A 25,189-nucleotide genomic window follows, 5' to 3' on the forward strand; every position below is an offset into this window, starting at 1 on the left:
GGATTTTAAGCAGAAGTACGGAAAAAAGGACAGGAAAAGATATTTTGTAGGGATAATGATGCGATCAAGCATACAAAATGTTAATAAATATTTGACACTTATTCCCTGCTTAAATATTTGCCGCTAAAGAGTGGCAAACGTTTGCTTTTGGTCTACAGTCCGATAAAATCCCCGCTTTGCCACCTTTGGGATTGTTGTGATGTCCGTTAACACCGCAGAATCAGAAAATGCGCAACCGGTTGCGCATAAGCAAACCAGCGAATTAATCTACCGCCTTGAAGACCGCCCGCCGCTACCGCAAACCCTGTTCGCCGCTTTCCAGCACCTGCTGGCGATGTTTGTCGCGGTCATCACTCCGGCGCTGTTAATTTGCCAGGCTCTGGGCCTTCCGGCTCAGGATACGCAACACATCATCAGCATGTCCCTGTTCGCCTCCGGCGTGGCCTCCATCATTCAAATTAAAGCCTGGGGCCCGGTGGGGTCTGGTCTGCTCTCGATTCAGGGCACCAGTTTTAACTTCGTCGCGCCGCTGATTATGGGCGGGACCGCCTTGAAAACCGGCGGCGCCGATGTTCCGACCATGATGGCCGCGCTGTTCGGCACCCTGATGCTGGCCAGCTGCACAGAGATGGTTCTCTCCCGCGTTCTGCATCTCGCCCGCCGCATTATTACCCCGCTGGTCTCCGGTGTGGTGGTGATGATTATCGGCCTGTCGCTGATTCAGGTTGGCCTGACCTCCATCGGCGGCGGCTATGCCGCCATGGCCGACCATACCTTCGGCGCGCCAAAAAACCTGCTGCTGGCAGGGATCGTGCTGGCGCTGATTATTATCCTTAACCGCCAGCGCAACCCGTACCTGCGCATCGCTTCGCTGGTTATCGCGATGGCGGCCGGCTACCTGGCGGCATGGCTACTCGATATGCTGCCGGCCAATACCGCGCCGACGGAAAGCAGCCTGATTATGGTACCCACGCCGCTGTACTACGGGCTGGGCATCGACTGGAATCTGCTGCTGCCGCTGATGCTGGTGTTTATGATTACCTCGCTGGAAACCATCGGCGATATTACCGCCACCTCTGACGTCTCCGAGCAGCCGGTTTCCGGCCCGCTATATATGAAGCGTCTGAAGGGCGGCGTGCTGGCCAACGGTCTGAACTCGTTTGTTTCGGCGGTATTCAACACCTTCCCGAACTCCTGCTTTGGCCAGAACAACGGCGTGATACAGCTGACCGGCGTCGCCAGCCGCTATGTCGGTTTCGTGGTCGCGCTGATGCTGATCGTACTCGGTCTGTTCCCGGCGGTAAGCGGCTTCGTGCAGCATATTCCTGAGCCGGTGCTCGGCGGCGCGACGCTGGTGATGTTCGGCACCATTGCCGCCTCCGGCGTGCGTATCGTCTCCCGCGAGCCGCTGAACCGCCGCGCGATCCTGATTATCGCCCTGTCGCTGGCCGTCGGCCTCGGCGTTTCCCAGCAGCCGCTGATCCTGCAATTCGCCCCTGACTGGCTGAAGAATCTGCTCTCCTCCGGCATCGCTGCTGGCGGCATCACGGCGATTATTCTGAATCTGATTTTCCCGCCAGAGAAAAACTGATCCTTTCTGACGCTCCGGCCACGCGATGCTGGCCGGAGCGTCAGCATCATCAACCTCACATCATCTCATTACACAATTCCTGTCTTGAGGATTGCGCATAATTCGGGCATAACAGCCTTATGTGCCTCGCTCAGGATCGAAGACCATGAAATTTCTCAGAAAGCTGATTCTCTGGCTGCTGATTGCCCTGCTGGTGGTGATTATTGCCGCTTACTTCCTGCTGCAAACCCAGTGGGGCGGGCGCCAGGCCAGCGCCTGGCTAAGCGACGGTACCGGCTGGAAGGTCTCTTTCAACAAGATGGACCATAATTTCTCCTCGCCACTGTACCTGCAGCTGCAAAACGTCACCCTCGGACGCGACGGCAAACCCGCCACGCTGGTGGCGCAAACGGTGGATATCGGGTTTAGCAGCCGCCAGTTTAGCGACCCGCTGCATGCAGACGAAATCGTCCTCAGCGACGGCACGCTGAACTTCTCCCCTTCTTCCGCGGCGCTGCCATTCGCCGCCGACCGTCTCCAGTTGCGCAATATGGCGTTCAATAGCCCGGAGAGCGACTGGGATCTGAGCGCGCAGCGCGTCACCGGCGGCGTCAGCCCGTGGGCGCCGGAAGCGGGCAACGTGCTCGGCAAGAAAACGCAGATTCAGATGAGCGCCGGGTCGATGACGCTCAACGGTATTGAAGCCAGCAACGTGCTGATTCAGGGGAATATTGATAACGGCGAAGTGTCCCTCTCGACCATTGGCGCGGACGTCGCCCGCGGTACGCTCACCGGCACGGCGAAACGCAGCGCCGACGGCGGCTGGCAGGTCGATAATTTGCGGCTCAACGAGATTCGCCTGCAAAGCGATAAATCACTCGCCGACTTTTTCGCGCCTCTGACCACCCTGCCGTCACTACAGATTGGTCGCCTTGATGTGACCGACGCCAGCCTGCAGGGGCCTGACTGGGCGATCGCCGGCCTCGATCTTAACCTGCGCAACCTCACCCTGAGCCGCGGCGACTGGCAAAGCCAGGAGGGTACGCTGTCGATGAACGCTAACGAATTTATTTACGGCTCGCTGCACTTCCTCGACCCGATCCTTAACGCCGGATTCTCGCCGCAGGGCATCGCGCTGCGCCAGTTCACCTCACGCTGGGAGGGCGGGATGGTGCGCACGTCCGGCAACTGGCTGCGCGCCGGCCATGCGCTGGTGTTGGATGACGCGGCGTTCGCCGGGCTGGAATATACGCTGCCAACCAACTGGAAGCAGCTGTGGATGGCGCCGCTGCCCGACTGGCTGCAAAGCCTGACGCTGAGAAAGTTCAGCGCCAGCCGCAACCTGATTATCGATATTGAACCGGCGTTCCCGTGGCAAATCACCGCGCTCGACGGCTACGGCGGCGAGCTGCAGCTGGTGAAAAACCGCAGCTGGGGCGTGTGGAGCGGTAGCGCGACGCTGAACGCCGCCGCCGCGACCTTTAATCGTATTGATGTCCGCCGCCCGTCGCTGAAGCTGAGCGCCAATGCCTCCACGGTGAACGTTAACGAGCTCAGCGCCTTTACCGAGCGAGGGATCCTGCAAGCCACCGCGGCGGTGTCGCAGCTCCCGCAGCGCCTGGTCAACCTGAGCCTCAACGGTCGCGGCGTGCCGCTGAATATTTTGCAGGCCTGGGGATGGCCCGCGCTACCGGTTTCCGGCGACGGTAACCTTCAGCTGACGGCGACCGGCAGCGTGCTGGCGGATGCGCCGCTGAAGCCGACCGTCAACGGCCAGCTGAGCGCGATAAATATGGAGAAACAGCAGGTGGCGCAGGTGATGCGCAACGGGGAGGTCACCAGCACCCAGCACCCTTCCGCGCCGGCGACAACGACTCCCTGACTTCTCCTCTCCCTCTCCCCCCACGGGAGAGGGGCCTGTTCCATTCGCGAAACCTGTTGCCATTAAGCGGCTGTTTGTACCTATTTCCCGCAACCTGTTCCTTTCAAATAGCGGACTTGCTATAACAAAAATACTGGAAGTTAAAAAAATAATTAAAGTCCCTGAACCTACAAAAATAAAGGAACGACCATGTCTGTAATACGTCAACGTATTCTGGAGAATATGCAAAAATTCTCCAGAGCAATGATCGGTGCAGTATTGTTCTTGCCGGTCATCGGCTTAATTTTGGCACTCAGTTCAGTCTTAACCAACCCAACATTAATTTCGGAGACCAGCTTTTTACACCAGCTCGGACAACTGCTCGGCGATACCTTCTGGCCTTTATTCGGCAATCTGGGATTACTTTTTTGCGTCGGCATCAGCTATGGCCTGGCAAAAGATAAAAAAACCGAAGTGGCGCTGGTGTCGGTGATGTGTTTTATCATGTTTCTTGGCGCCAACCACTCGTGGCTGGAGCATACCCACGGACTCGCGGAAAAAATTAACGGCGAATATTACGGTACCGGGCAGACTCAGCTACTGGGGTTTGTGGTAGTCGATATGGGGGTCTTCCTCGGGATTATTCTCGGCTGCACCATCGCCTGGGTGCATAACAAAGTGTCGACGATTGAACTGCCCGGCGCGCTCTCCATGTACGGCGGAGCCAAGCTGACGCTGGTGGCGATGACCCCGGTCGTCATTTTCTACGCCATCGCCTTTACCTGGATCTGGCCGTTTATGACCCACGGCATTGCGGCGCTGACCGGCTTTATGAAAAACGCCGGCGTGGCGGGGGTCTTCGTCTACGGCTTCTTTGAAAAATTCCTCATCCCCACCGGCCTGCACCACTTCGTCTGGTCGCCGTTCCAGCTCACGCAAATCGGCGGTACGCTGAACGTCGACGGCCAGGTCGTCTCCGGCACCCAGGCGATTTTCCTCGCCTATATGCGCCACCCGGATTTAACCCCGGTGATGAACGAGGCGCTGCGTTTCTCGCAGCAGGGGATGACCACTATCTTCGGCCTGGCCGGCGCCTCGCTGGCGTTCTACCACACGGCGAAACCGGAGAAAAAAATGATGGCCAAAGCGATTCTGCTACCGGCTATTATCACCTCTATGCTCACCGGCATCACCGAGCCGATTGAGTTTACCTTCCTGTTCGTTTCGCCGCTGCTGTGGGTGATCCACGCCACGTTAACCGCGGCCTCGCAGGCGATTTGCGACATCTTTACCGTGCGTCCCTGGGGCGCTTCCGGGCTGATTGAGTTCCTGATTTACAACCTGCCGCTGCCGGTCTCCCTGACCCGCTGGCCCGGCTACGTGCTTATCGGGATTGGTCAGTTCGCCGTCTACTACGTAATCTTCCGCACGCTGGTCGTTAAGTTGAATCTTAAAACCCCGGGTCGTGAAGACGATGAAAACGTGAAGTTATATAGCAAGGCTGATTACCGAAAAAAAATGGGCGAACCGCAGTCGGTCACCAACGAAATTATTAATGGTCTGGGTGGTAAAGAGAACATTATTTCCGTCGACAACTGTTTTACCCGCCTGCGCGTCTCTATTCATAATATGGATCTGGTTGACGATGCGATATTAAAAAGCACCGGCGCAAACGGCGTAGTACGAAATCGAAATGAAGTTCAGGTTATTTACGGCGTCAAAGTGGGACAGGTTCGTTCCCGGGTTGATAGCTGGCTAGCAGAAAATTAATTGGGAGTGATTTATGAAATTAACCGTATTAGGCGGGGGCGGCGTTCGCTCTGCATTTCTGGCGAAATCTCTGGCATATAACGCGCACCGCATTGGTTTAACGGAAGTGGTCTTTCTCGACAGCTCCGCGGAGAATCTGACAATATTCGGCGAGATCGCCCGCTATGTGTTTAATGCCATTCGCCCGGATATTCATTTCAGCGTAACCAGCGACCCGGTGCCGGCGCTAAAAAATAGCCACTATGTGATAACCACCCTGCGGGTGGGCGGCGATGAGAGCCGGATCCGCGACGAGCGTATCGCCCTGGCGCACAACACGCTGGGCCAGGAGACCACCGGCGCGGGCGGTTTCGCCATGGCGATGCGTTCCATTCCGGCGATTCTTCACTACTGCCGCCTGATTGAAGAGCACGCCGCCGAAGATGCCATTCTGTTTAACTTCACCAACCCGTCAGGGCTGGTCACCGAGGCGATTATCAAATCCGGCTTTAAGCGTCGGGTGTACGGCATCTGCGATGCCCCGTCGGAGCTGATTCGCGAGCTGCCCGAGATCCTCGGCTGCGACGAGCGCGATCTCGGCGTCGAGTGCTACGGGCTGAACCACTTCTCCTGGTTTACCCATTTCACCGTGCGCGGCGAGGATGTCACCGAGCGCCTGATCGCCAGCCCGGACCTGTATCGCAAGACGGCGATGCAGTACTTTTCGCCGGAGCTGGTTCAGCTATGCGATAAGCAGCTGCTTAATGAATATCTTTACTACTACTACTATCGCGAAGTGGCTTTGAAAGCGATTCAGAACGCGCCGGAAACCCGCGGCGAGCAGATTGCGCGCATCAATCACGATATGCGCGAAGCGCTGCTGACCGTTGATGTCAAAGCCAACCCGGAAGCGGCGTTTACCATCTGGATGAAGCACTATCTGCGCCGGGAAAATAGCTATATGCAGAACGAGTCGCAGCAGGAAAAATTCCATACCCGCGAGCCGTTGACCTTAAAGCAATTTATCGAGGAGCCGGATACCGGCGGCTACGCGGGCGTGGCGCTGGATATTCTGGAGGCAGTGAACAGCACCACCACCAAGCGCATCGTGGTATCGATGCCCAACAACGGCACGCTGGACTTCCTGCGCCCGGATGATGTGATTGAGATCAGCTGCGACCTGAGCAAAGAGGGCCTGAAGCCGGTGACGCCGAAGCATGTGCCGACGGCGCAGAAAAACATGATCGCCAGCGTGAAAGAGTATGAGCGGCTGGCGGTGGCGGCCATTCTGCAGCGCGATAAATCGCTGGCGGTACGGGCGCTGATGGCGCATCCGCTGGTCGGCTCTTATTCGCTGGCAAAAACGCTGGTTGAAGCCTATCTCGACGATAAGCAGTTCGCCGACTGGCAATAAACGCCCGGTGAAATCCCCCGGATGGCGGCTAACGCGTTATCCGGGGAATGTGCCGGGCCTGAGACATCTACTCTGTTTCACCCCGGTGGCGCTGCGCTGACCGGGCTACGGATTCACCGCCGTCTGCGGATCGGTAGCCCGGACAGGCGCGTCGCGCCGCCTCCGGGAAATGTACCGGGCTGAGATATCTGCGCCGTTTCATCCCGGTGGCGCTGCGCTGACCGGGCTACGGGTTCATCGCCGACTGAGGGTCGGTAGCCCGGACAGGCGCCTCAGGCGCCGCCTCCGGGGATCCCCGTCTGCACAAACCACATCTTCAGCAGCCGCTCAAAGCCGAGTATGCAGTAGCCAAAAAAGGGGGTACTCCAGTAAATATCATCATCGAACTTCTGCGGATCATGGATGATAAACGCCGTATCCGCCGCCTGCGCCAGCGGGCTTTGATAATCGCCGGTAAAGCAGACCAGGTTAATCTCTTTCCCTTCCAGCGCCTTCACCCAGTTCAGCGCCGAACTGCTGCGTCCGGATTTGGAAATAATCCAGATCGAATCAAATTTGGCGGCGTTCTTCTGCTCGAGGATTTCGTAATCCGGCCACAGCGCCAGGCTGGCATCCACCCCGGTCACCAAAAATTTATTATAAATATACTGGGCGATCAGCTGCGAAAAGCCGCTGCCGTGAATCAAAATGCGGTGATGTTGCAGGCTTTCCAGCAACGGCGTTATCCGCTCCACCGGCTGAATGCTCATGTAATCGATGTCGTTGGTCACATCGAGTTTGGGCATAGTGATATTGAATTTAATAAAATAGACCAGCTCCAGCCAGCCGCTGAATTTCAGCTTCTTCGCCAGGCGTACCAGCGAAGAGGGATTGCTATAACAGTGCTCCGCCACGGCGCGGATCCCTTCGCGAACGCATTGCTCAGGATCGTTCTGAATAAAACGCAGCACGGTCATTTCCGTTTTGCTTAGCTTAACGTCACGAAAGATGTTTTCTAAATCCATACCGGGCTCCTCTCAGCGCTAAACTACGCTATCACCCGGCGGCGCTGGCGTCTGTGGCATCAATCACCAGAATGAAATGAACGTTACTTTTTTAGACAAAATGGAATAAAAAAACCCTCCGGTAAGGAGGGTGGTGGATTCGACAACGTCTATCTCTTTTCAGCGCCCGTATTCACTGCACAATAACCATTTTTTCGGTTCATCTTCCTGAATCATCGGGAAGCGGCCGCTATCTTCCAGAAAACGGTTGTCGCGCTTATCATCGTTCACCATCGAAATTTCCCAGCCCATCACCAGCGCGTTTTCAGCCCAAAAACGGTGGTACAGCGTGGGCGGCAGGCAAACGCCCTGCCCGGGGTTAAGAACCAGGGTTTCTCCCGGTTTCAGCGTGCGCTGGCGGCCATCAACCGCGACGCTCACGCTGCGCTGCATATCCAGCCGTTCATCTTCTGTCGCCCATGCCAGCTGCAGACAGAGCCGGCCGCCGCCGCGGTTCAGAATATCTTCCATTTTGTGATAATGAAAATGCCAGGGGGTTTGCTGATCCTGCTGAATCTGCAACATCTTCTCGGCGTAGGGCTTGGGATAACGCGAATCGCCCGGCGCGCCGTTACGCAGGGTCAACAGCGTCAGTCCGGTTTCCTGAAAACGGCCGCTGCCAAAATCGGTAATATCCCAGCCAAGCTGTAGATCCCAAACTTCTCGCCACTCTTCAGTCCGCTTTTTCACCCAGATATCGGCGGTAAAACAGGCAAACTCGGGTAAGCAAATGCGAAAGGACTCGGCGATAGCATGCGCTTTATCAATCGCGTAGTTAATCTGTGAACGTTTCATTTTCGACTCCGCTTCGGACGGCCAGCCAGGCGGCGCCGCGCATGCCGCTACTGTCACCATGTCGGGCAGGCACGATGGGGGTGGTGAAGTGGTCGGTAAACACCAGCGGGGCGACATCCGCCTCCAGGTCGTTCACCAGCAGCGCTACGTTAGACAGACCGCCGCCGAGAACAATCACGCCGGGATCGATAAGATTCACCACCGTCGCCAGCGTCCGCGCCAGCTGCTGGCGAAAGCGCAGCACCTGCTCGCAGGCGGCGTGCTCGCCCTCCAGCGCCCGGGCGATAATAGCCTGACTGCTGAGCGCCTGCCGGGTCATCAAACGATAGCGCGCGCTCAGCCCGGTGCCGGAAATAAAGGACTCGACGCAGTTATATTTTCCGCAGTAGCAGCGCTCGGGCGGCCCATCGTTGACCTCCTGATATCCCGGCAGCGTGATATGCCCGCACTCCGCCGCAATCCCTGACGCGCCGGGGAAAATCTGGCGATTAAGCGCAATACCTCCCCCGCATCCGGTCCCCAGCGTCATGCCAAATACCAGCGAATAATCGGCACCTGCGCCATCGCAGGCTTCTGATAAGGCGAAACAGTTGCCATCGTTCGCCAGCACAACCGGCTGGCCCAGGCGCTGCTCAAGCTCATCCTGTAAGCGGCAGCCGTTGATGACCTGAATATTGGCATTGCGGCTCTTGCCGGTCTGCGGGGAGATACTCCCCGGCAGGGCGATACCGATAGCCAAAGGCTGAGCCAGCTCATCCCCAATCGCGGTGATTAACGCCACCAGCGTCGCGATAAACTGCTGCCGGGTCTGTTTTCGCGTTTCAACGCGAAAACGCCTCCATTCATGGCCTTGTTCATCCATCACTACGGCGGCGATTTTGCTCCCGCCGATATCCAGCCCCAAATACTTCATACCGGCCTCCTTATTCATAGCGAGGCAGGTTTCCCCGCCCCGCCGGGGGATTAGTACAGGCTGGCCTTGCCGGTAGAGCCAAAGAGCTTCATTTTGTGGCGAATCACCTTCCGCGCGGCGTTAATCGGTTCCGGATAAATGACATTCGGATCCCACCATGTCTCTTTTGTCAGAATTTCGCGCACTTTCTGGAAATAGGCATATTTCATATCGCTGGAAATATTGATTTTGCCGACGCCAAGCGTAACGGATTCCGCAATTTCCGCATCCGGATTAGCCGAGCCGCCGTGCAGCACCAGCGGAATCGACAGACGCCCGGCGATATCGCGCAGAATGTGCATCTGCAGCTCCGGCTGCATCCCCTTCGGATAGATACCGTGCGCGGTGCCAATCGCTACCGCCAGCGTATCCACGCCGGTACGGGCGACAAAATCTTCCGCCTGCGCCGGGTCGGTATAGGTGACTTCTGACACGCCGCCTTCCACAGAAGTTCCGGTCTGGCCGATGGTCCCCAGCTCACCTTCGACCGACACCCCCACCGCGTGCGCCAGCCGCACCACTTCGCGGGTCAGGGCCACGTTTTCTTCATAAGGCAGCAGCGAACCATCGATCATGACCGAGGTGAAGCCACACTGAATGGCGCGCAGAACATGTTCCACCGAGGCGCCATGATCCAGATGCAGGGTGAAAGGCACGCGGCTGCGCTGGGTGATATCCCGCACGTAGCTAAAAAACGCGTCGCCAACAAAATCATGCTCGCTGGGGTGAATGGAAATAATCGCCGGCGTATTTGTCGCTTCCGCCTCTTCCACCACGGCGCGAATAAAACAGCTATCCGCCACGTTAAATGCGCCGATAGCAAAACCATGTTCACGGGTGGGTTTAAGTAATTCGTGCATTGAAACTAACATCGTTATTCTCCAGTTTCAGGGTGTGGTAAGCCCTGCCAGGGCATACGGGCGCCGGCATGGAAGGCCTTACTGAGATTTAATCAGGCTTTGTTGATTGAGCCGGATGCGTGTAAATAGGGAACGATGGCGTCAGCGCTGGCCTGCTCCATCACCGATAGCGCATCGGCCAGCTCAATGGTGCTGTCGTGGCACAGGGTGTGCAGCAGCGCCGCTTTCCCCGCTTCAAATACCGCCGCCCCAACGTTGATTTTTGCGACCCCGAATTCCGGGCAACGTTGCAGCTGCTCGAACGGCGTACCGCTCCCGCCGTGCAGCGCCAGCGGCACGGATGACGCGCGCTGTATCTGCGCCAGGCGGTCGAAATCGAGCTTCGGTTTTACGCCGGGGGCGTACATACCGTGGGCGGTTCCCACGGAGACCGCCAGCAGATCAATCCCGGTCTGTTCGATAAAGGGAGGGACGTCCTGCGGCTGGGTCATTAAATCGGCATTGCTGGCCTGGTCGTAGCGCGGCGCATCCGCCAGGTGCCCCAGTTCGCCCTCCACGCACAGCCCAACGCTGGCGGCCAGTTCAGCGACCTCTCGGGTCTGGCGGATGTTCTCCGCCAGCGCGAACGCCGAAGCATCGATCATTAACCCGCTAAATCCGGCGCGGAAAGCCTGACGTATTTTTATCGGCTCTTTGCCGTGATCGAGACTTAACGTCACGGGTACGCTCGCCTCCTCCGCCAGTACCCTGACTACCGCCGCCGCCGTCGTCGCCGGAAAGTGCGACAGATGCCCCTGATACAGGTTGAGAATAATCGGCGCGCGATGTTTTTCCGCCACGCGCACCGCCGCGCGTGCGCTTTCCAGGTTCATGCAGTTAATCGCCAGCAGGGCATACCGTTCACGCCAGGCTTTGATCACCATACTTTTCATATCGGCAAACATAGGGCCTCCGTTTATTCGAGGGTAAAGGTGATTTCGTCGTCTTTGACCTTTTGGTCGTTCAGCTCATCAAACTCTTCATCGCGCTCGGTTACCGGCTTTTTCCACAGCGAGAGCATCACACCGCAAATCACGGTGCCAATCGCCAGAGAGAGGCAGAACAGCAGGGGATGCGTAAAGAGCGGCACCACAAACATTCCACCGTGCGGCACCGGACTCTCCACGCCCCAGGTCATGATCAGGCCACCGGCCACCGCTGACGCCACCACGCAGGATCCCACGACGCGCAGCAGATCGCGGGCGGCGATGGGGATCACCCCTTCGGTGATCATGCAGATCCCCATCGGGAACGCGGCCTTCAGGGCTTCGCGTTCGGCACGGGTATATTTATGGCGGGTCAGCAGGAACGAGAGGGTGATGCCGAACGGCGGGATTATCGAACCCACAAACTTCACCGCTTCCGGGCCGTAAACGCCGCTGACCAGCAGACCATCGGCAAACAGCGACATGGTTTTATTCACCGGACCGCCGAAGTCGAAGGTCGCCATGGCGCCAAGGATGGCGCCCAGCAGGAAACGCGAGCCGCCCTGCATCGACTCCAGCATGTGAATCAGCGCGTCCTGCAGCCAGGCAATGGGCTTGCCGATCAGGGTCATCATCAGCAAACCGCTAATGATGGTGCTTAATACCGGCAGCACCATAATCGGCATCAGCCCCTGCATCGACTTCGGCAGCCGAATATAGTGTTTTAGCGCCAGTACCGTGTAGCCCACGAGGAAGCCGCCCAGCATGCCGCCAATAAAACCGGTATGAATTTGCCCGCAGACAAAACCCACGATCAAACCCGGAGCGAATCCAGGACGATCGGCAATGGAGTAAGCGATAGCTGCGCAGATCAAGGGCACAATCAGCCCCATTCCCCAGCCGCCGATTTGGTTTAACATCCACGGAATAGTGCCGGTTTTCTCGCCAACGTTCGTCCCGCCAAGGACTTGTCCCAGCGCGATACAGATCCCGGCGGCGACGATCAGCGGTATCATCCATGAAATACCGGTTAATAAATGCTTCTTAATTTCCTGTGAGACGGGAGTTTTATTCTCACTCATGGTAGATCCCTCCAGATTAAGGATCAGGCATTCGCTAAGGATTTTTCGACCTTTTCGATAAACTGAATCGGCGACTTAATCACGACTTCCGTTTTTACTCTGACAATCCGTTTATTTTTAAAACGCTCTTCGCCTTTAATTTTCACATCAATGGCAAGAATAACGACATCCGCAGCGTCAATATCTTCCGCCGCCAGTTCATTTTCAGTACCAATGGTTCCCTGGGTTTCGACTTTGACATTGTGGCCCAGCGCTTTCGCGCCTTTAATCAGCTTCTCACGTGCAATATAAGTATGAGCAATACCTGCGGTACAGGCAGCAACACAGACAATATTCATCTCGGACTCCGCTAGTTATTGTTAGTAAATGTCCGACTCGGCATATTGGTTAAACAGATCAATAATCCTCTGCGGACTGGTTTCTTTGAGCAGTTGTTCAATAATGTCATCATCCGCCAGCGCTCCGGCGACCTGGGACAACAGGCGAATATGGGTGGTATTTTGATCTTCCAGACGAACGGCAAATAAAATAATGCAGCGTACCTGGCTGCCGTCCAGCGTTTCCCAGGCGATATCCTGCCGGGTGCGACCAATGGCAAGGGTGGTATTAACAACGGCGGACGACTTTCCATGCGGGATCGCAATATGATTTTCAAACCCCGTTGAGCCTTCCGACTCACGCTGCCAGACATCGTGAATAAAGGTTTCTCGACAGCTTATCGCCCCGTCTTTTTGTAATAAGTCGGTTAACTCCTCGATGGCTTCCGCTTTATTCGTAGCGTGCATATCTAACAAAACGCGTTTGGTGTTTAAAATCCTGGTTATGTCCATATTCTTTACCTCATGGATATAAAACTTCATTATCTACAGCAGATATTGCCGCGCGATGTAATTTGTCGGTAACGATTTTTTCCGTAACCCGCCGGATATCGGCATCATTAAAAAATGCGCTAACATAGACTACCGGCAAAGCTATTTCCGGCAGATTGATCGTCGAAATAACCAGTTCAATCTTGTCCTGCGGCTGAAGGGTATGCAGGCTGCTTGCCGAAACCACGCCGACGATGGTCCAGTCAGGAAACGCTCTTAACACTCTACTTTTCAACAGGTGAGATGTGCCGATTCCGGTAGAACAAACCAGCAGAACGCGCTTGCTGGCGACCTGTCTTTCCATCGCCGCCTGGAAATGAACGGTGAGATAGCCAATCTCGTCGTCGGAAACCGCACGCTCGCCCCAGCGGCTAAAAACCTGATTGACCGCCCGCTGGGTGAGCGGCCACACGTCCGTCAGCTCGCCCTTGATATCCTCAAGCAGAGGGTTACGAATATGAATCCGAAAATTAAGGCGGTTAATGAGCGGCTTGATATGAATGAGCAGACCATCGTATAACGCGCGATCGGCGGTTAAATCGAGATCAATCATGGTGGAAAAAGCGCTAATCAGACGATCGGTAATTTGTCGGGCCTCATCGCTAGAATGCATATAGCGCACCATGCTGACATCATCTCGCTCTTCCACCACAACGCCAGAGGAGATGATGTACTGATAAATAAACCAGACTTCATCTTCCGGCAGCGAATGGTCAATACGGTGTTCAATTTTTCGCAGCATATTCTGGGCAACGCTAAATATCGTCTCATCAAAAATCTGCTGCCCCTGTTCACGCCGCGGTAAGGCATTCCCACGGGTAATGCGATACATCATAATGAGGATATGGGTAAAAATATTCACATAATACGGTTCGCCTAATGACCAGCACAGCTTGCGCTCCATTTCCTGTAATAATGACTGAACAAATAAAACGTCATCCTCACCAAAATAATGCACCAGCGCTTTATAGCTTCCTGAGTCCAGCCGGGAATGGATAATACAGCCGGGCTCATTATGATTAATCACCCCATTAATTAATGACGCCATCGCCTGGCGGACGCTGTTTTCGCTGCCTTCAATATGCGTCCCGCTCTGGCTACGAATCAGCGTTAAGCCGAGCGGAGCAATCCATGACTCAATAATTTTCAGATCATTAACGATAGATGCACTACTGATAAAATAACGCTCAGAGAGCTTATTAATTGATGTCTCCCGCGGAGTCTCACTTAAGAGCTGCGAAGCAATTTTCACGCGCCGGGAGTTATTCATCATGACATCGCTGTCCTCCCCCTCGTTACTGAGTAATTGGTCTAATTGCAGCAGATCCGTGACATTATCAGCGATCAGCATCACGCCGGTACCTGAGCGTTTGTCGATAGTCATTTTCCACTCAGATAACCACTGTTCTAAAAAGCGTAAATCACGCTGAACCGTTTTTTCTGACACATTTAAATATTCAGCAATTTTCAGCAGCGTAACGTATTCTCTGCGGGGCAGGAGAAATTTCAATAATCTGTTCTGTCGTGAGGTAATCATTTGCATTATTTACCCTTATTGCATACCAGATTAATGTCTGGAGGCCAGCGCGATACCACGCGAGCGCTACATAAATCATTGAGGATAAATATAAGTAGCAGAGGCGTAAACAACAATACTAAATTTTGTCCAGACATCCGGACAGAAATAAAACGAAGAGAGGGATTAAGGAATAATTATAATTCAGATCACATTTCAGGAAGAAATATACGTGATAGCGATCTCAATTCACCATAAGAATATACCCGGGAATAGTTAACCGCCTTTAGCCTGACAGCATTCCCGGAGGCGGCGCTTGACGCGCCTTGTCCGGGCTACGGCGTGCAGACGGCAGGAAACCTGTAGCCCGGCTAAGCGCAGCGCGAGCCGGGAAGCAGCAGCGCCGATGCATCAGGTTCGGCACCTTCTCCCCGGAGGCGGCGCTTGACGCGCCTTGTCCGGGCTACGGCGTGCAGACGGCTGGAAACCTGTAGCCCGACTAAGCGCAGCGCGAGCCGGGAAGCAGCTGCGCTGATGCATCAGGTTTGGCACCTTCCCCGGAGGCGGCGCTTGACGCGCCTTGTCCGGGCTACGGCGTGCAGACGGCTGGAAACCTGTAGCCCGGCTAAGCACAGCGCGAGCCGGGAAGCAGCTGCGCTGATGCATCAGGTTTGGCACCTTCCCCGGAGGCGGCGCTTGACGCGCCTTGTCCGGGCTACGGCGTGCAGACGGCTGGAAACCTGTAGCCCGGCTAAGCGCAGCGCGAGCCGGGAAGCAGCAGCGCTGATGCAGCAGGTTCGGCACCTTCCCCGGAGGCGGCGCTTGACGCGCCTTGTCCGGGCTACAAAGCGCTTACAGCGTAATCGTCAACGCATTGCTCTGCGCGGTCACCACCACGCCCAGCTCGCTACCCGCCTGAGTCCCGCCCTGCACGCCCGCCACCTGCTGGATGTTGCGCAGGCACAGCGTCCAGCCGCTGGCCTCGCCGTCACCGCTGACGGTGATGACGTTGCCCTGGCGTTTCGCCGTCAGGGTAAAGACCACCGACCCGTCCGCGGCCGGCACCTGACAGACGGCTTCGCGACCATCGTCGAGGCTAAACAGCTGGAAGGCGGTACCTTCGTTCCACGCGTAGTCTGGCTTCTGATCATTGTTTCCCAGCGCCAGCAGAGTGTTGTCACGCACGTACACCGGCAGGCTCAGCACATCGTGATTCTGCTTATGCCAGCGGCTACCCTGCGCTTCGTCGTTGTGCCACAGATGGGTCCAGCGGCCTTCCGGCAGCCAGAACTGGACGTCTCCCGCTTCGCTAAACACCGGCGCCACCAGCACGGAATCCCCCAGCATGTACTGCCGATCCAGATAGTCGCAGGCCGGGTCGTGCGGGAACTCCAGCATCATCGAACGCAGCATCGGCGTACCGAACTCATTGGCCAGCGCCGCCTGACGGTACAGATACGGCATCATGCGGCATTTCAGCTGCGTGAAGTGGCGCACCACGTCGCAGGACTCGTCATCGTAGGCCCACGGCACGCGATAGGATTTGCTGCCGTGCAGACGGCTGTGGCTCGACAGCAGGCCGAAGGCGCACCAGCGCTTGTAGACGTGGGCGGGCGCGGTGTTTTCGAAGCCGCCGATATCGTGGCTCCAGAACCCAAAGCCGGACATGCCGATCGACAGGCCGCCGCGCAGGCTTTCCGCCATCGATTCATAGTTGGCGTAGCAGTCGCCGCCCCAGTGCACCGGGAACTGCTGTGCGCCCACCGAGGCGGAGCGCGCGAACAGCACCGCTTCTTTCTCGCCGACGGTCTCTTTCAGTACGTTCCACACCAGCTCGTTATAGATGAAGGCGTAGTGGTTGTGCATTTTTTGCGGATCGGAACCATCAAACCACTGCACGTCGGTCGGGATACGCTCGCCGAAGTCCGTCTTGAAGCAGTCAACGCCCATCGCCACCAGGCCTTTCAGCTTGTCGGCATACCATTGGCAGGCTTGCGGATTAGTGAAGTCATAAATCGCCAGGCCCGGCTGCCATTTATCCCACTGCCACAGCGAACCGTCCGGGCGTTTCAGCAGATAGCCTTTCTCCTGCAGCTCTTTAAACACCGGCGAACGCTGGCCGATATACGGGTTAATCCACACGCAGACCTTCAGCCCTTTCTCTTTCAGGCGCTTAATCATACCTTCCGGGTCAGGGAAGGTCACCGGATCCCATTCAAAATCGCACCACTGGAAAGCCTTCATCCAGAAGCAGTCAAAGTGGAACACGTGCAGCGGCAGGTTGCGCTCCGCCATGCCGTCGATAAAGCTGTTAACCGTCGCTTCATCGTAGTTGGTAGTGAACGAGGTGGTCAGCCACAGGCCGAAAGACCAGGCCGGCGGCAGCGCCGGACGCCCGGTAAACAGGGTATAGCGGTTCAGCACCTCTTTCGGGGTCGGGCCGTCGATAACGAAGTACTCCAGGTATTCACCTTCGACGCTGAACTGCACCTTAGAGACTTTCTCGGAGCCGATTTCGAAAGAGACGCGCTCAGGATGATTCACCAGCACGCCGTAGCCGCGGTTGGTCAGATAGAACGGGATATTTTTGTACGACTGTTCGGTGCTGGTGCCGCCGTCTTCGTTCCAGGTGTCGACCGTCTGGCCGTTGCGCACCAGCGCGGTAAAGCGCTCGCCGAGGCCGTAAACGGTGTCGCCGACGCCGAGATCCAGGCGCTCAAACATATAGTTACGATTCGTTTTGGTATCCTGCACGTAGCCGTCGTTTTTCAGCTGGCTACCGGTAATCCGCACGCCGTCGCGCAGGAAATCCAGCGACCAGAAGTCGCCTTTCGTGACGCGCGCGGTCAAATTGCCGCTCTTCAGCTCGGCATACTCAGCGCCGTTGTTAATCTCCACCTTGACGTCTTTCAGCACGTTCAGCGGATAGTGTGGGCCGTTGTTCAGCGCGCCCTGGAAGTGCTCCATACGTACGCCAATCACGCCTTCCTGCGGAGAGAAGAAGCGCACGGTAAATAGCGGAACGTCCAACTGGGCGGCACGCTCGCGCACTTCGCGCGACGCGACGTAGACCACCATGTCGTTGCCCTGTTGCTCAACCTCGTACACCTGTACAGGTTGGATCAGATTGAGCCCTGGTTGAATAAGCCAGTTTCCATCACTGATTTTCATGAATAGCTTCCTCTTAGTTTTGCAATTCTTTGCCTGTCGGCGCTGAAGTGAAGTCGTGTTCGTTGCGGCGCGCGCCCTGAGCCAGCTCCGCCATCATCTTTTTCAGGAACGGGGTTTTCAGGGTGTAGTAGCGTTTCGCGATAACCGCGCTCAGCAGATAACAGACCGCCGGAGCGAGGGTGAACAATGAGATGATGATGGTGATAGTGGCGCTGTTCTGGGTTTTGGCCGCGGCATCGTAACCGCCGCCCGCCAGCATCCAGCCAATCAGCGCGCCGCCCAGCGCCAGGCCCAGCTTGAGCACGAACAGGGTGCCCGCAAAGCTGATGCCGGTCAGGCGTTTGCCGTTACACCATTCGCCGTAGTCGACGGTGTCGGACATCATCACCCACTGAATCGGCGTCACCAGCTGGTGCAGCACGCCAATCACGAAGATAAAGGCGAACATGGTGATTTCGGCGTCCATCGGCACGAAGAACATCACCACGCTCAGCGCCGCCAGCAGGGCGTTAGTCCACCAGAAGACGCTGACTTTGCATTTCCAGTCGGTGAGCGGCTTCGCCAGCGCCGAGCCAATCAGGTTGCCGACGCAGTAGGTGGTGAGGAAGGCGGTGAACAGACCCGCGGACCCCATGATCCAGGTGGTGTAATACATCATCGCGCCGCCGCGAACGCAGACCGCGAGGATGTTGAGGATGGTCAGCAGACCAACGACACGCCACTGATCGTTGCGCCAGATATCGCGCAGGTCTTCCCGCATTGAGGTAGAGCTCGGCGGCGCTTCGACGCGCTCTTTGGTGGTGAAGAAGCAAAACGCCAGCATCAGGAAAGCGATCGCCGACAGCACCGCGATGCCGCCCTGAAAGCCAAAGGCTTTGTCTTCGCCGCCGATAAAGTTCACCAGCGGCATCATCAGGACGGTGGAGAGCATGCCGCCCGCCGTCGCCAGCACAAAGCGCCAGGACTGCAGGGAGATACGCTGCGTTGGGTTGTCGGTGATGACCCCGCCCAGCGCGCAGTACGGGATGTTGACCACGGTGTAGAGCAGGGTCAGCAGCGTGTAGGTGACCGCGGCGTAAATCAGCTTGCCGTTATGACTCAGGTCCGGCGAGCTGTAGGCCAGCACGCAGACGAGGCCGAACGGAATCGCGCCGAACAGGATCCACGGGCGGAATTTTCCCCAGCGGCTGCGGGTACGGTCGGCCAGCAGCCCCATGCAGGGGTCGGATATCGCATCCAGCGCGCGGGCCAGCAGGAACATGGTACCGACATAGCCTGCAGGAATACCAAAGATATCGGTATAGAAAAACATCATATACAACATGACGTTATCAAAAATGATATGGCTTGCGGCATCGCCCATGCCGTAGCCAATCTTCTCTTTGACGGACAAAATATGATCTTTCATCGCACACTCTTCTCTCAGCGCTGCCGCGGGTTGGTACCGGTTACATGCTTTGTAACCCATCCGCGCAGTAAGATGAATTGCGATATCTCATAATCAAATTACGTTTCTTGTTTTATGTGATCCCGGTAGCCTGAAAGAGTGTATAAAAGTGTAAGCCACGGATTTTGCAAGGAATTGTTTAAGAAGGTTCTGTAAAGTCCAGTTTTAACAGTAAAAAAGTGCGTTTGGGTATGTGGTTAATGCAGGAAAGTAGCTATAATGCGCCCCGCCTCCATGTAGCAATCGAGGCGCGGAAGATCGTCATCTCCGGTGAGGTGGCTGGACTTCAAATCCAGTTGGGGCCGCCAGCGGTCCCGGGCAGGTTCAACTCCTGTGATCTTCCGCCAGTTCAATCATTTTTATCCATGTGAACTTATCCAGAAAATCAGCCTTTCGGTTCAATACCTTTCGCTTTTAGCGCGCTTCTCGCCAGTTCTTTAAACCAGCTCGCGAGACTCACCCCCTCTTCCGCTGCAACAGCATCCAGCTGCTCCTTTAATGCCGGATCAATGCGCATTTTGAACTGCGGAGACTGGCCGCCGCCCTTTGGTTTTTTTTCGCGCGCTATGATTGACATGAGGCCACCTATCCAACTAATCTTAACATATAGGAGGCCACCTAAAAGCCTCTTGTACAAACAACGCTCCGATGTGCGGGAACACAGTCGGAGCGTCTAACCACACCAACTATCAAGGAGTTGATTATGGTTGATTCGCATTCTACCCCAGACTTTGCCGTTTCCGGAACCGAGCGTCACCTGATTGTGGGATATCGCCCGCAAGGTCGGGACACCAGTACACCAAGTCTTACCCTTTCCGGCAAGTGGTTACGCGCAGCGGGGTTCGATACCGGAAAGCGCTTCACGGTTAAGGTAATGGATGGCTGTATTGTTCTGCTGCCGCAGAGCGATAAGGAACAAATGCTTAAAGCGGAGCTACTGCAAATTCAGCAATCCTTTAAAAGCGTCAACAATACGCTTCATCTCGTCTGACGCCCGGAAATCTTCGTCTTCTGGATAGCCGCTGCCAAATGACGCCGGGTTAATATTCCGTCTAATGAAATTTATGCTCTTCTGACATACTATGCGAGCCAAAGCAGGTTAACCCGGAGGCTATATGGCAAATAAACATTTAACTTCGCCCCCAATAGGTGAATTCGTTATGTTTGCCAGCGGTGATGGGAAAGTACGTGTTGAATGCCGCTTTGAAAGCGATACGCTTTGTCTCCCTCAGGCATCCATCGCAAATCTTTATCAAATCACTCCCCAGGCAGTTACACAGCACATTAAAGCGATCTATGAAGAAGAAGAACTTGATCAAAACGCAACCTGTAAGTCTTACTTACAAGTTCAACAGGAAGGTCGTCGCCAGGTAAGCCGCAACCGGCTTCACTACAGCCTGCAAGTCATCCTTGCCGTTGGCTATCGTTTTTCATGCGGATTCTCCGCCAGCAGGCGAGAGCATAGCGCGGCGTTCTCACGCACATAGCGCTCGTATCCATCGCGCTGAATATATTGGCGAATATTTAAAATCTGCTCGCAAAATTCGCTATCGAGATCGATAAGCCGGTAGCTCATCGCCTGCGCCAGCAGCGCTCCAACCGTGCTTTTCCCCACCCCGCCAGGGCCAATCAGAAATAGCGTATTCATCTTTATTCCTCGCGTCCGTGTGAAAGCATTATGTCAGCAGAATACGCCAAATAATGCCGCGATCGCGGCGGTTTTTTGTTCGCTTCCATCTCCCCAGCCAATCATTTCCATCCAATGTTTGCGTTATTCCCTTCACCTTTAAATCCTTACACTAACGGGATAACGTGGCTTAGAAAGGAGACCAATGATGACACCCGAACTCGAACACAGCTTCTCTATCACCATTCAGGTCGACAAACCGGTCATCGTCTCCCGCAGCCCGCAGAGCGGGAAACGTCAGCTGATCCCAATCCTCAGCGGAACCGTACGCGGTGAGCTTAACGGCCACGTCTTACCCGGCGGCGTCGACAGCCAGATCGTCGAGCCTGACGGCACCTGCCGCCTCTCCGCCCGCTATGCATTACACGTGGAAGAAGGCACGGTATACATCGAAAACAACGGCATTCGCCGCCTACCCGAAGAGTACAAAGAACGTCTTTTCGGCGACGATATGCGATTTTTTAGCGATATTCCGCCGGAAGCTATCTATTTTCGTACCGTACCGACTTTTGAAGTGGATGCGCCTGCGCTGCGCTGGCTCACCACCTCGCTGTTTATCTGTTCCGGCGGCCGCACGCAGGACGGCGTGATGCTCGATTTTTATCGCGTCCGCTGATTTTCACTTTTTCAATATAACTGTTATCGCCGTCGGGCCATTTTTCCCCCGCGTGCCGCGGTCTATCCTCAATACATTCAAACGATGAACCTTATTCAAAACCGGAGAGTGTATGAAAGCGATCGCCATTACCCGCGCGGCGGCAGAAGGCAGCAATATTCCTTTTTTAACCGACATCGAGCTGCCGCAGCCGGTTGCCGAGGGGCATGACCTGCTGGTTGAAGTGAAGGCTATTTCCGTCAACCCGGTGGATACCAAAGTCCGCGCCGGTTTTAACGCCGATACCCCGCGCGTGCTGGGCTGGGACGCGGTGGGCGTGGTGAAAGCCGTCGGCAGCGCGGTGACGCTGTTCGCCGCGGGAGATGAAGTGTGGTACGCCGGCGCGCTGGGCCGTCCGGGCAGCAACAGCGAGTTTCAGTTAGTGGATGAGCGCATCGTCGCCCGCAAACCGCGTTCGCTGGATAATGCCGCCGCCGCCGCGCTGCCGCTCACCGCCATTACCGCCTGGGAGCTGCTGTTCCACCGTCCTGGCGTAGAGGAAGGCGGCAACGCGGGTGACACGCTGCTGATCGTCGGCGCGGCGGGCGGCGTCGGTTCGATACTGACCCAGCTCGCCAGCAAGCTCACCGGTATGACGGTCATTGGCACCGCCTCGCGCCCGGAAAGCCAGAAATGGGTACGGGAAGCGGGCGCGCATCATGTTATCGATCACAGCAAACCGCTCGCCGAAGAGCTGGCGCGGATTGGCGTCAAAGCGGTGACCCACGTCGCCAGCCTGACCAATACCGACCAGCACTATCCGCAGCTGATCGCCGCTCTCGCACCGCAGGGCAAGCTGGCGCTGATCGACGATCCGCAAACCCTCGACGTGGTGCCGCTGAAGGCGAAAAGCATCTCCCTGCATTGGGAATTTATGTTTACCCGCTCGATGTTCGACACGCCGGACATGATCGCCCAGCATCAGCTGCTGACCCGCGTGGCGGCGCTGATTGACGACAACACCATTAAGACCACCCTCGGCGAGCACTACGGCGCCATCACCGCCGCCAACCTGCAAAAAGCGCACGCGCAGCTGGAAACCGGGCGTTCGGTGGGCAAAATCGTGCTGGAGGGCTTTTAAGATGAGCGGCGAGGCGATTTCACTTCTCGCGGTGCTGACGGCGAAACCGGGCCACAGCGACGCGCTGCGTCAGGCCCTGCGGGCGCTGCTGCTGCCGACGCGTCAGGAGCCAGGCAACCTCGATTACGCCCTGTTTCAGCTGCGCGATGCGCCGGATACGTTCTATATGCGCGAATCCTGGCGCAATCAGGAAGCGCTGGACGCGCATATCGCCCTGCCGCACTTCCAGGATTTTATTGCGCAGATGGATAGCCTGCTTGCCGGGCCGCTGCGGCTGGATTATCTGACGCCCGTCGCGCCCTGATATTTTCTGCACTCCGTTTGCGGGGGGAGCCCATCTTTAACCCTTTGAGCTCTCCCCCACCCATCGCGCCTCAACCAGGCTACGCTTGATCCTGCCGCTCAAAAAACGCTCTCCCCCTCCGTTTTATTCAACGCCGTTATGTAGAAGAGGTTTTGCTATGCAGATCAACGCTATTGGAACGAACTCGGCCAGCCAGCCGTTGGGGTCTATGGCCATCACCCGCCGCGAGCCGGGGCCGGACGATGTGCAGATCGCCATTGATTATTGCGGCGTCTGCCACTCGGATGTACACCAGGCCCGCTCCGAGTGGGCAGGGACGCTCTATCCCTGCGTGCCGGGCCATGAAATCGTCGGCCGGGTGACCGCCGTAGGCAGCCGGGTCTCCGGCCACGCCGTTGGCGATCTGGTGGGCGTCGGCTGTATGGTCGACAGCTGTAAAGAGTGCGAGGAGTGCCGGGACGGGCTGGAAAACTATTGCGATCGTATGGTGCTCACCTATAACGGCCCGACGCAGGACGCGCCCGGCCACACGCTCGGCGGTTACTCCCAGCAGATCGTTGTGCATCAGCGCTATGTGCTGCGCATATCCCATCCCAAAGAGCAGCTGGCCGCCGTCGCGCCGCTGCTGTGCGCGGGCATCACAACTTACTCGCCGCTACGCCACTGGAACGTCGGACCGGGCAAAAAAGTCGGCATCGTGGGCATTGGCGGGCTGGGGCATATGGGCATCAAGTTGGCCCACGCCATGGGCGCCCACGTGGTGGCCTTTACCACCTCGGAGTCCAAGCGTGACGCGGCGCGGGAGCTGGGCGCGGACGAAGTGGTGGTCTCGCGCAACGAAAACGAAATGGCCGCCCACCTGAAGAGCTTCGACTTCATACTCAACACCGTGGCGGCGCCGCATAACCTCGATGCCTTCACCACCCTGCTCAAACGCGACGGCACCATGACGCTGGTGGGCGCGCCCGCCACGCCGCATCCCTCGCCGGAAGTGTTTAATCTAATCTTCCGCCGCCGGTCAATTGCCGGGTCGATGATCGGCGGCATTCCGGAAACCCAGGAGATGCTCGATTTCTGCGCCGAGCACGGCATCGTCGCCGATATAGAGCTGATTCGCGGCGACCAGATTAACGAGGCCTGGGAGCGGATGATTAAAGGCGACGTGAAATACCGCTTCGTCATCGACAGCGCCACGCTCGGCGGCTAAGCCCCGCGGCGAAAGGTGCGCCGCCACTCCGCCGGGCTGACGCCAAAGCGCGCTTTAAACTGCTGGCGCCAGGTTACGGCGGAGCGATAGCCCACTTCCTCCGCCACCTGCCCGACCGGTAAATCCCCGGCCTCCAGCAGGATCTGGCTGCGCCGCAGGCGCTCGGCGGCCAGCCAGTCGGCAATGCCCATGCCGGTCGCTTTGGCGAAATGGCGGGTCAGGGTCCGGCGGCTCATCGCCGCGACCTGCGCCAGCGAGTCGAGATTATGCGGTTCGCGGATGTGCTGCTGGAGATACTCAAGCAGGCCGTTTATCCGCGCGTCGCGGGTGTTTTTCGGTACCGGCTGGGCGATAAACTGCGCCTGGCCGCCCTCACGGTGCGGCGGGACGATCATCCGCCGGGCGATCTGATTGGCGACAAGGCTGCCAAAACGCTGGCGAATGAGATACAGGCAGCAGTCGAGCGCCGCCGCGGTGCCCGCCGAGGTGATAATCCCCTCATCGTCAACGTACAGCGCGTTGATATCCAGCCGCACCTGTGGAAACAGGCACTGAAAATCCTGCTCAAACTCCCAGTGGGTCGCCGCGCGCCTGTCGTCCAGCAGCCCGGCGTAGCCGAGTACAAACGCCCCGAGGCACAGGCCGACGATCTGCGCGCCGTTATTGCGCGCGCGAACCAGGCCGTCAAGCAGCGGCTGCGGTGGGCGCTGATTCACCGCCCCCCAGTAAGGCACCACCACGATATCCGCCTGCGCCAGGAGGGAAAAATCGCCGCTGGCGTTCAGCGCGAAGCCGTCGCGGGCGCTGAGCAGCCCCGGCCGTTCGGCGCAAATATGCAGGTTAAAGCGTTTGGTTTCCGAGACCGTATCGCCAAACAGCATACAGGGCACCGAGTAGTGAAACGGGCTAAACCCGTCCACCGCCACAATCGCCACTTCCGTGAGTTTCATCGCCCACTCCG

At 56.9% G+C, this 25,189-nt stretch carries 23 protein-coding genes, 1 tRNA gene and 1 pseudogene; 11 read left to right on the plus strand and 14 right to left on the minus strand.

Translation table 11 applies throughout. The annotated features are described in order from the left end of the window. Positions 1–199 precede the first annotated feature (199 nt). The 4 genes from MKleb_RS26995 to MKleb_RS27010 all read left to right on the plus strand — a co-directional run bounded on the left by MKleb_RS26995 (position 200) and on the right by MKleb_RS27010 (position 6,594). On the plus strand, positions 200–1,591 hold the full coding sequence (locus tag MKleb_RS26995; RefSeq protein ID WP_004855527.1) for a nucleobase:cation symporter-2 family protein: 1,392 nt from the start codon (positions 200–202) through the stop codon (positions 1,589–1,591). Between the two features lie 145 nt (positions 1,592–1,736). Further along, entirely contained in the window at positions 1,737–3,452 is a 1,716-nt protein-coding gene (locus MKleb_RS27000) for an AsmA family protein (protein WP_025107616.1), read from the plus strand. 189 nt (positions 3,453–3,641) lie between these two features. Continuing rightward, positions 3,642–5,201, plus strand: a complete 1,560-nt coding sequence (locus MKleb_RS27005; protein WP_025107615.1) for a PTS transporter subunit EIIC — start codon at positions 3,642–3,644, stop codon at positions 5,199–5,201. A gap of 13 nt (positions 5,202–5,214) precedes the next feature. Continuing rightward, the gene (locus tag MKleb_RS27010; protein WP_014227265.1) at positions 5,215–6,594 is read left to right on the plus strand and encodes a family 4 glycosyl hydrolase; all 1,380 of its coding nucleotides are present in this window, start codon (positions 5,215–5,217) and stop codon (positions 6,592–6,594) included. Positions 6,595–6,866: 272 nt separating this feature from the next. Here the strand turns inward: MKleb_RS27010 and MKleb_RS27015 are convergent, their stop codons facing one another. The 11 genes from MKleb_RS27015 to MKleb_RS27065 all read right to left on the minus strand — a co-directional run bounded on the left by MKleb_RS27015 (position 6,867) and on the right by MKleb_RS27065 (position 19,255). Further along, a complete protein-coding gene (locus tag MKleb_RS27015) occupies positions 6,867–7,598 on the minus strand; it encodes a MurR/RpiR family transcriptional regulator (protein ID WP_217076372.1) in 732 nt (243 codons plus the stop codon). Between the two features lie 159 nt (positions 7,599–7,757). Further along, complete coding sequence (locus tag MKleb_RS27020; protein ID WP_025107613.1) at positions 7,758–8,432, minus strand: D-lyxose/D-mannose family sugar isomerase; 675 nt, start codon at positions 8,430–8,432, stop codon at positions 7,758–7,760. Next, the gene (locus tag MKleb_RS27025; RefSeq protein WP_025107612.1) at positions 8,413–9,345 is read right to left on the minus strand and encodes an ROK family protein; all 933 of its coding nucleotides are present in this window, start codon (positions 9,343–9,345) and stop codon (positions 8,413–8,415) included. The genes MKleb_RS27020 and MKleb_RS27025 overlap by 20 nt, the downstream gene beginning before the upstream one ends. 50 nt (positions 9,346–9,395) lie before the next feature. Further along, positions 9,396–10,256, minus strand: a complete 861-nt coding sequence (locus MKleb_RS27030; RefSeq protein ID WP_004855534.1) for a ketose-bisphosphate aldolase — start codon at positions 10,254–10,256, stop codon at positions 9,396–9,398. A gap of 80 nt (positions 10,257–10,336) precedes the next feature. Next, on the minus strand, positions 10,337–11,188 hold the full coding sequence (locus tag MKleb_RS27035; protein ID WP_025107611.1) for a class II fructose-bisphosphate aldolase: 852 nt from the start codon (positions 11,186–11,188) through the stop codon (positions 10,337–10,339). An 11-nt stretch (positions 11,189–11,199) separates the two neighbouring features. Further along, positions 11,200–12,291, minus strand: a complete 1,092-nt coding sequence (locus tag MKleb_RS27040) for a PTS fructose transporter subunit IIC (RefSeq protein ID WP_025107610.1) — start codon at positions 12,289–12,291, stop codon at positions 11,200–11,202. Positions 12,292–12,314: 23 nt separating this feature from the next. Further along, positions 12,315–12,629, minus strand: a complete 315-nt coding sequence (locus MKleb_RS27045) for a PTS fructose transporter subunit IIB (RefSeq protein ID WP_004126741.1) — start codon at positions 12,627–12,629, stop codon at positions 12,315–12,317. A gap of 21 nt (positions 12,630–12,650) precedes the next feature. Next, positions 12,651–13,121, minus strand: coding sequence for a PTS sugar transporter subunit IIA (locus MKleb_RS27050; protein WP_025107609.1), 471 nt, complete (start codon positions 13,119–13,121; stop codon positions 12,651–12,653). A 10-nt stretch (positions 13,122–13,131) separates the two neighbouring features. Continuing rightward, positions 13,132–14,703, minus strand: coding sequence for a BglG family transcription antiterminator (locus MKleb_RS27055; RefSeq protein ID WP_025107608.1), 1,572 nt, complete (start codon positions 14,701–14,703; stop codon positions 13,132–13,134). 825 nt (positions 14,704–15,528) lie between these two features. Beyond that, positions 15,529–17,847, minus strand: a complete 2,319-nt coding sequence (gene yicI, locus MKleb_RS27060) for an alpha-xylosidase (protein ID WP_025107607.1) — start codon at positions 17,845–17,847, stop codon at positions 15,529–15,531. Between the two features lie 13 nt (positions 17,848–17,860). Then, complete coding sequence (locus MKleb_RS27065; protein ID WP_025107606.1) at positions 17,861–19,255, minus strand: glycoside-pentoside-hexuronide family transporter; 1,395 nt, start codon at positions 19,253–19,255, stop codon at positions 17,861–17,863. A gap of 291 nt (positions 19,256–19,546) precedes the next feature. On the opposite strand from MKleb_RS27065, the gene MKleb_RS27070 reads away from it, so the two are divergent. After that, positions 19,547–19,641, plus strand: a tRNA-Sec gene (locus tag MKleb_RS27070). Between the two features lie 38 nt (positions 19,642–19,679). Here MKleb_RS27070 and MKleb_RS27075 read toward each other — a convergent pair. After that, a complete protein-coding gene (locus tag MKleb_RS27075; RefSeq protein WP_004855540.1) occupies positions 19,680–19,871 on the minus strand; it encodes a toxin-antitoxin system HicB family antitoxin in 192 nt (63 codons plus the stop codon). Positions 19,872–19,997: 126 nt separating this feature from the next. Here MKleb_RS27075 and MKleb_RS27080 point away from each other — a divergent pair, with 126 nt between their 5' ends. Both MKleb_RS27080 and MKleb_RS27085 read left to right on the plus strand, forming a co-directional pair. After that, complete coding sequence (locus MKleb_RS27080) at positions 19,998–20,285, plus strand: SymE family type I addiction module toxin (protein WP_025107605.1); 288 nt, start codon at positions 19,998–20,000, stop codon at positions 20,283–20,285. A gap of 124 nt (positions 20,286–20,409) precedes the next feature. Then, positions 20,410–20,721: pseudogene (locus tag MKleb_RS27085) on the plus strand (virulence protein); the annotation flags it as partial. On the opposite strand, the gene MKleb_RS27090 reads toward MKleb_RS27085, so the two are convergent. After that, on the minus strand, positions 20,715–20,942 hold the full coding sequence (locus MKleb_RS27090) for a shikimate kinase (protein ID WP_025107603.1): 228 nt from the start codon (positions 20,940–20,942) through the stop codon (positions 20,715–20,717). The pseudogene MKleb_RS27085 and the gene MKleb_RS27090 sit on opposite strands and share 7 nt — an antisense overlap. A gap of 187 nt (positions 20,943–21,129) precedes the next feature. On the opposite strand from MKleb_RS27090, the gene MKleb_RS27095 reads away from it, so the two are divergent. The 4 genes from MKleb_RS27095 (at position 21,130) to MKleb_RS27110 (ending at position 24,228) form a co-directional block, all read left to right on the plus strand. Next, complete coding sequence (locus MKleb_RS27095; RefSeq protein ID WP_014227279.1) at positions 21,130–21,597, plus strand: DUF3237 domain-containing protein; 468 nt, start codon at positions 21,130–21,132, stop codon at positions 21,595–21,597. A gap of 112 nt (positions 21,598–21,709) precedes the next feature. Further along, entirely contained in the window at positions 21,710–22,717 is a 1,008-nt protein-coding gene (locus MKleb_RS27100; protein ID WP_217076373.1) for a zinc-binding alcohol dehydrogenase family protein, read from the plus strand. 1 nt (position 22,718) lies between these two features. Next, positions 22,719–23,021 carry a putative quinol monooxygenase gene (locus MKleb_RS27105; RefSeq protein WP_014839815.1) on the plus strand — a complete coding sequence of 101 codons (303 nt, stop codon included), beginning with the start codon at positions 22,719–22,721 and terminating at the stop codon, positions 23,019–23,021. Between the two features lie 157 nt (positions 23,022–23,178). Further along, positions 23,179–24,228: an NAD(P)-dependent alcohol dehydrogenase gene (locus MKleb_RS27110; RefSeq protein ID WP_025107600.1), complete on the plus strand. Its 1,050-nt coding sequence runs from the start codon at positions 23,179–23,181 to the stop codon at positions 24,226–24,228. Here the strand turns inward: MKleb_RS27110 and MKleb_RS27115 are convergent. Continuing rightward, on the minus strand, positions 24,225–25,178 hold the full coding sequence (locus tag MKleb_RS27115; protein WP_025107599.1) for a GlxA family transcriptional regulator: 954 nt from the start codon (positions 25,176–25,178) through the stop codon (positions 24,225–24,227). The two genes, MKleb_RS27110 and MKleb_RS27115, sit on opposite strands and share 4 nt — an antisense overlap. Positions 25,179–25,189: the final 11 nt, after the last annotated feature.

This window comes from Klebsiella sp. PL-2018, from assembly GCF_019048985.1.
GTDB classification, from domain to species: Bacteria; Pseudomonadota; Gammaproteobacteria; order Enterobacterales; family Enterobacteriaceae; genus Klebsiella; species Klebsiella michiganensis.

Coding starts and splice junctions, on each gene's coding strand:
- MKleb_RS27080 (WP_025107605.1), top strand. CDS start 19,998: ATGGTTGATTCGCATTCTACCCCAGACTTTGCCGTTTCCGGAACCGAG.
- MKleb_RS27105 (WP_014839815.1), top strand. CDS start 22,719: ATGAGCGGCGAGGCGATTTCACTTCTCGCGGTGCTGACGGCGAAACCG.
- yicI (WP_025107607.1), bottom strand. CDS start 17,847: ATGAAAATCAGTGATGGAAACTGGCTTATTCAACCAGGGCTCAATCTG.
- MKleb_RS27010 (WP_014227265.1), top strand. CDS start 5,215: ATGAAATTAACCGTATTAGGCGGGGGCGGCGTTCGCTCTGCATTTCTG.
- MKleb_RS27025 (WP_025107612.1), bottom strand. CDS start 9,345: ATGAAGTATTTGGGGCTGGATATCGGCGGGAGCAAAATCGCCGCCGTA.
- MKleb_RS27030 (WP_004855534.1), bottom strand. CDS start 10,256: ATGTTAGTTTCAATGCACGAATTACTTAAACCCACCCGTGAACATGGT.
- MKleb_RS27110 (WP_025107600.1), top strand. CDS start 23,179: ATGCAGATCAACGCTATTGGAACGAACTCGGCCAGCCAGCCGTTGGGG.
- MKleb_RS27115 (WP_025107599.1), bottom strand. CDS start 25,178: ATGAAACTCACGGAAGTGGCGATTGTGGCGGTGGACGGGTTTAGCCCG.
- MKleb_RS26995 (WP_004855527.1), top strand. CDS start 200: ATGTCCGTTAACACCGCAGAATCAGAAAATGCGCAACCGGTTGCGCAT.
- MKleb_RS27005 (WP_025107615.1), top strand. CDS start 3,642: ATGTCTGTAATACGTCAACGTATTCTGGAGAATATGCAAAAATTCTCC.
- MKleb_RS27020 (WP_025107613.1), bottom strand. CDS start 8,432: ATGAAACGTTCACAGATTAACTACGCGATTGATAAAGCGCATGCTATC.
- MKleb_RS27055 (WP_025107608.1), bottom strand. CDS start 14,703: ATGCAAATGATTACCTCACGACAGAACAGATTATTGAAATTTCTCCTG.
- MKleb_RS27000 (WP_025107616.1), top strand. CDS start 1,737: ATGAAATTTCTCAGAAAGCTGATTCTCTGGCTGCTGATTGCCCTGCTG.
- MKleb_RS27095 (WP_014227279.1), top strand. CDS start 21,130: ATGACACCCGAACTCGAACACAGCTTCTCTATCACCATTCAGGTCGAC.
- MKleb_RS27050 (WP_025107609.1), bottom strand. CDS start 13,121: ATGGACATAACCAGGATTTTAAACACCAAACGCGTTTTGTTAGATATG.
- MKleb_RS27100 (WP_217076373.1), top strand. CDS start 21,710: ATGAAAGCGATCGCCATTACCCGCGCGGCGGCAGAAGGCAGCAATATT.
- MKleb_RS27075 (WP_004855540.1), bottom strand. CDS start 19,871: ATGTCAATCATAGCGCGCGAAAAAAAACCAAAGGGCGGCGGCCAGTCT.
- MKleb_RS27040 (WP_025107610.1), bottom strand. CDS start 12,291: ATGAGTGAGAATAAAACTCCCGTCTCACAGGAAATTAAGAAGCATTTA.
- MKleb_RS27065 (WP_025107606.1), bottom strand. CDS start 19,255: ATGAAAGATCATATTTTGTCCGTCAAAGAGAAGATTGGCTACGGCATG.
- MKleb_RS27090 (WP_025107603.1), bottom strand. CDS start 20,942: ATGAATACGCTATTTCTGATTGGCCCTGGCGGGGTGGGGAAAAGCACG.
- MKleb_RS27015 (WP_217076372.1), bottom strand. CDS start 7,598: ATGGATTTAGAAAACATCTTTCGTGACGTTAAGCTAAGCAAAACGGAA.
- MKleb_RS27035 (WP_025107611.1), bottom strand. CDS start 11,188: ATGTTTGCCGATATGAAAAGTATGGTGATCAAAGCCTGGCGTGAACGG.
- MKleb_RS27045 (WP_004126741.1), bottom strand. CDS start 12,629: ATGAATATTGTCTGTGTTGCTGCCTGTACCGCAGGTATTGCTCATACT.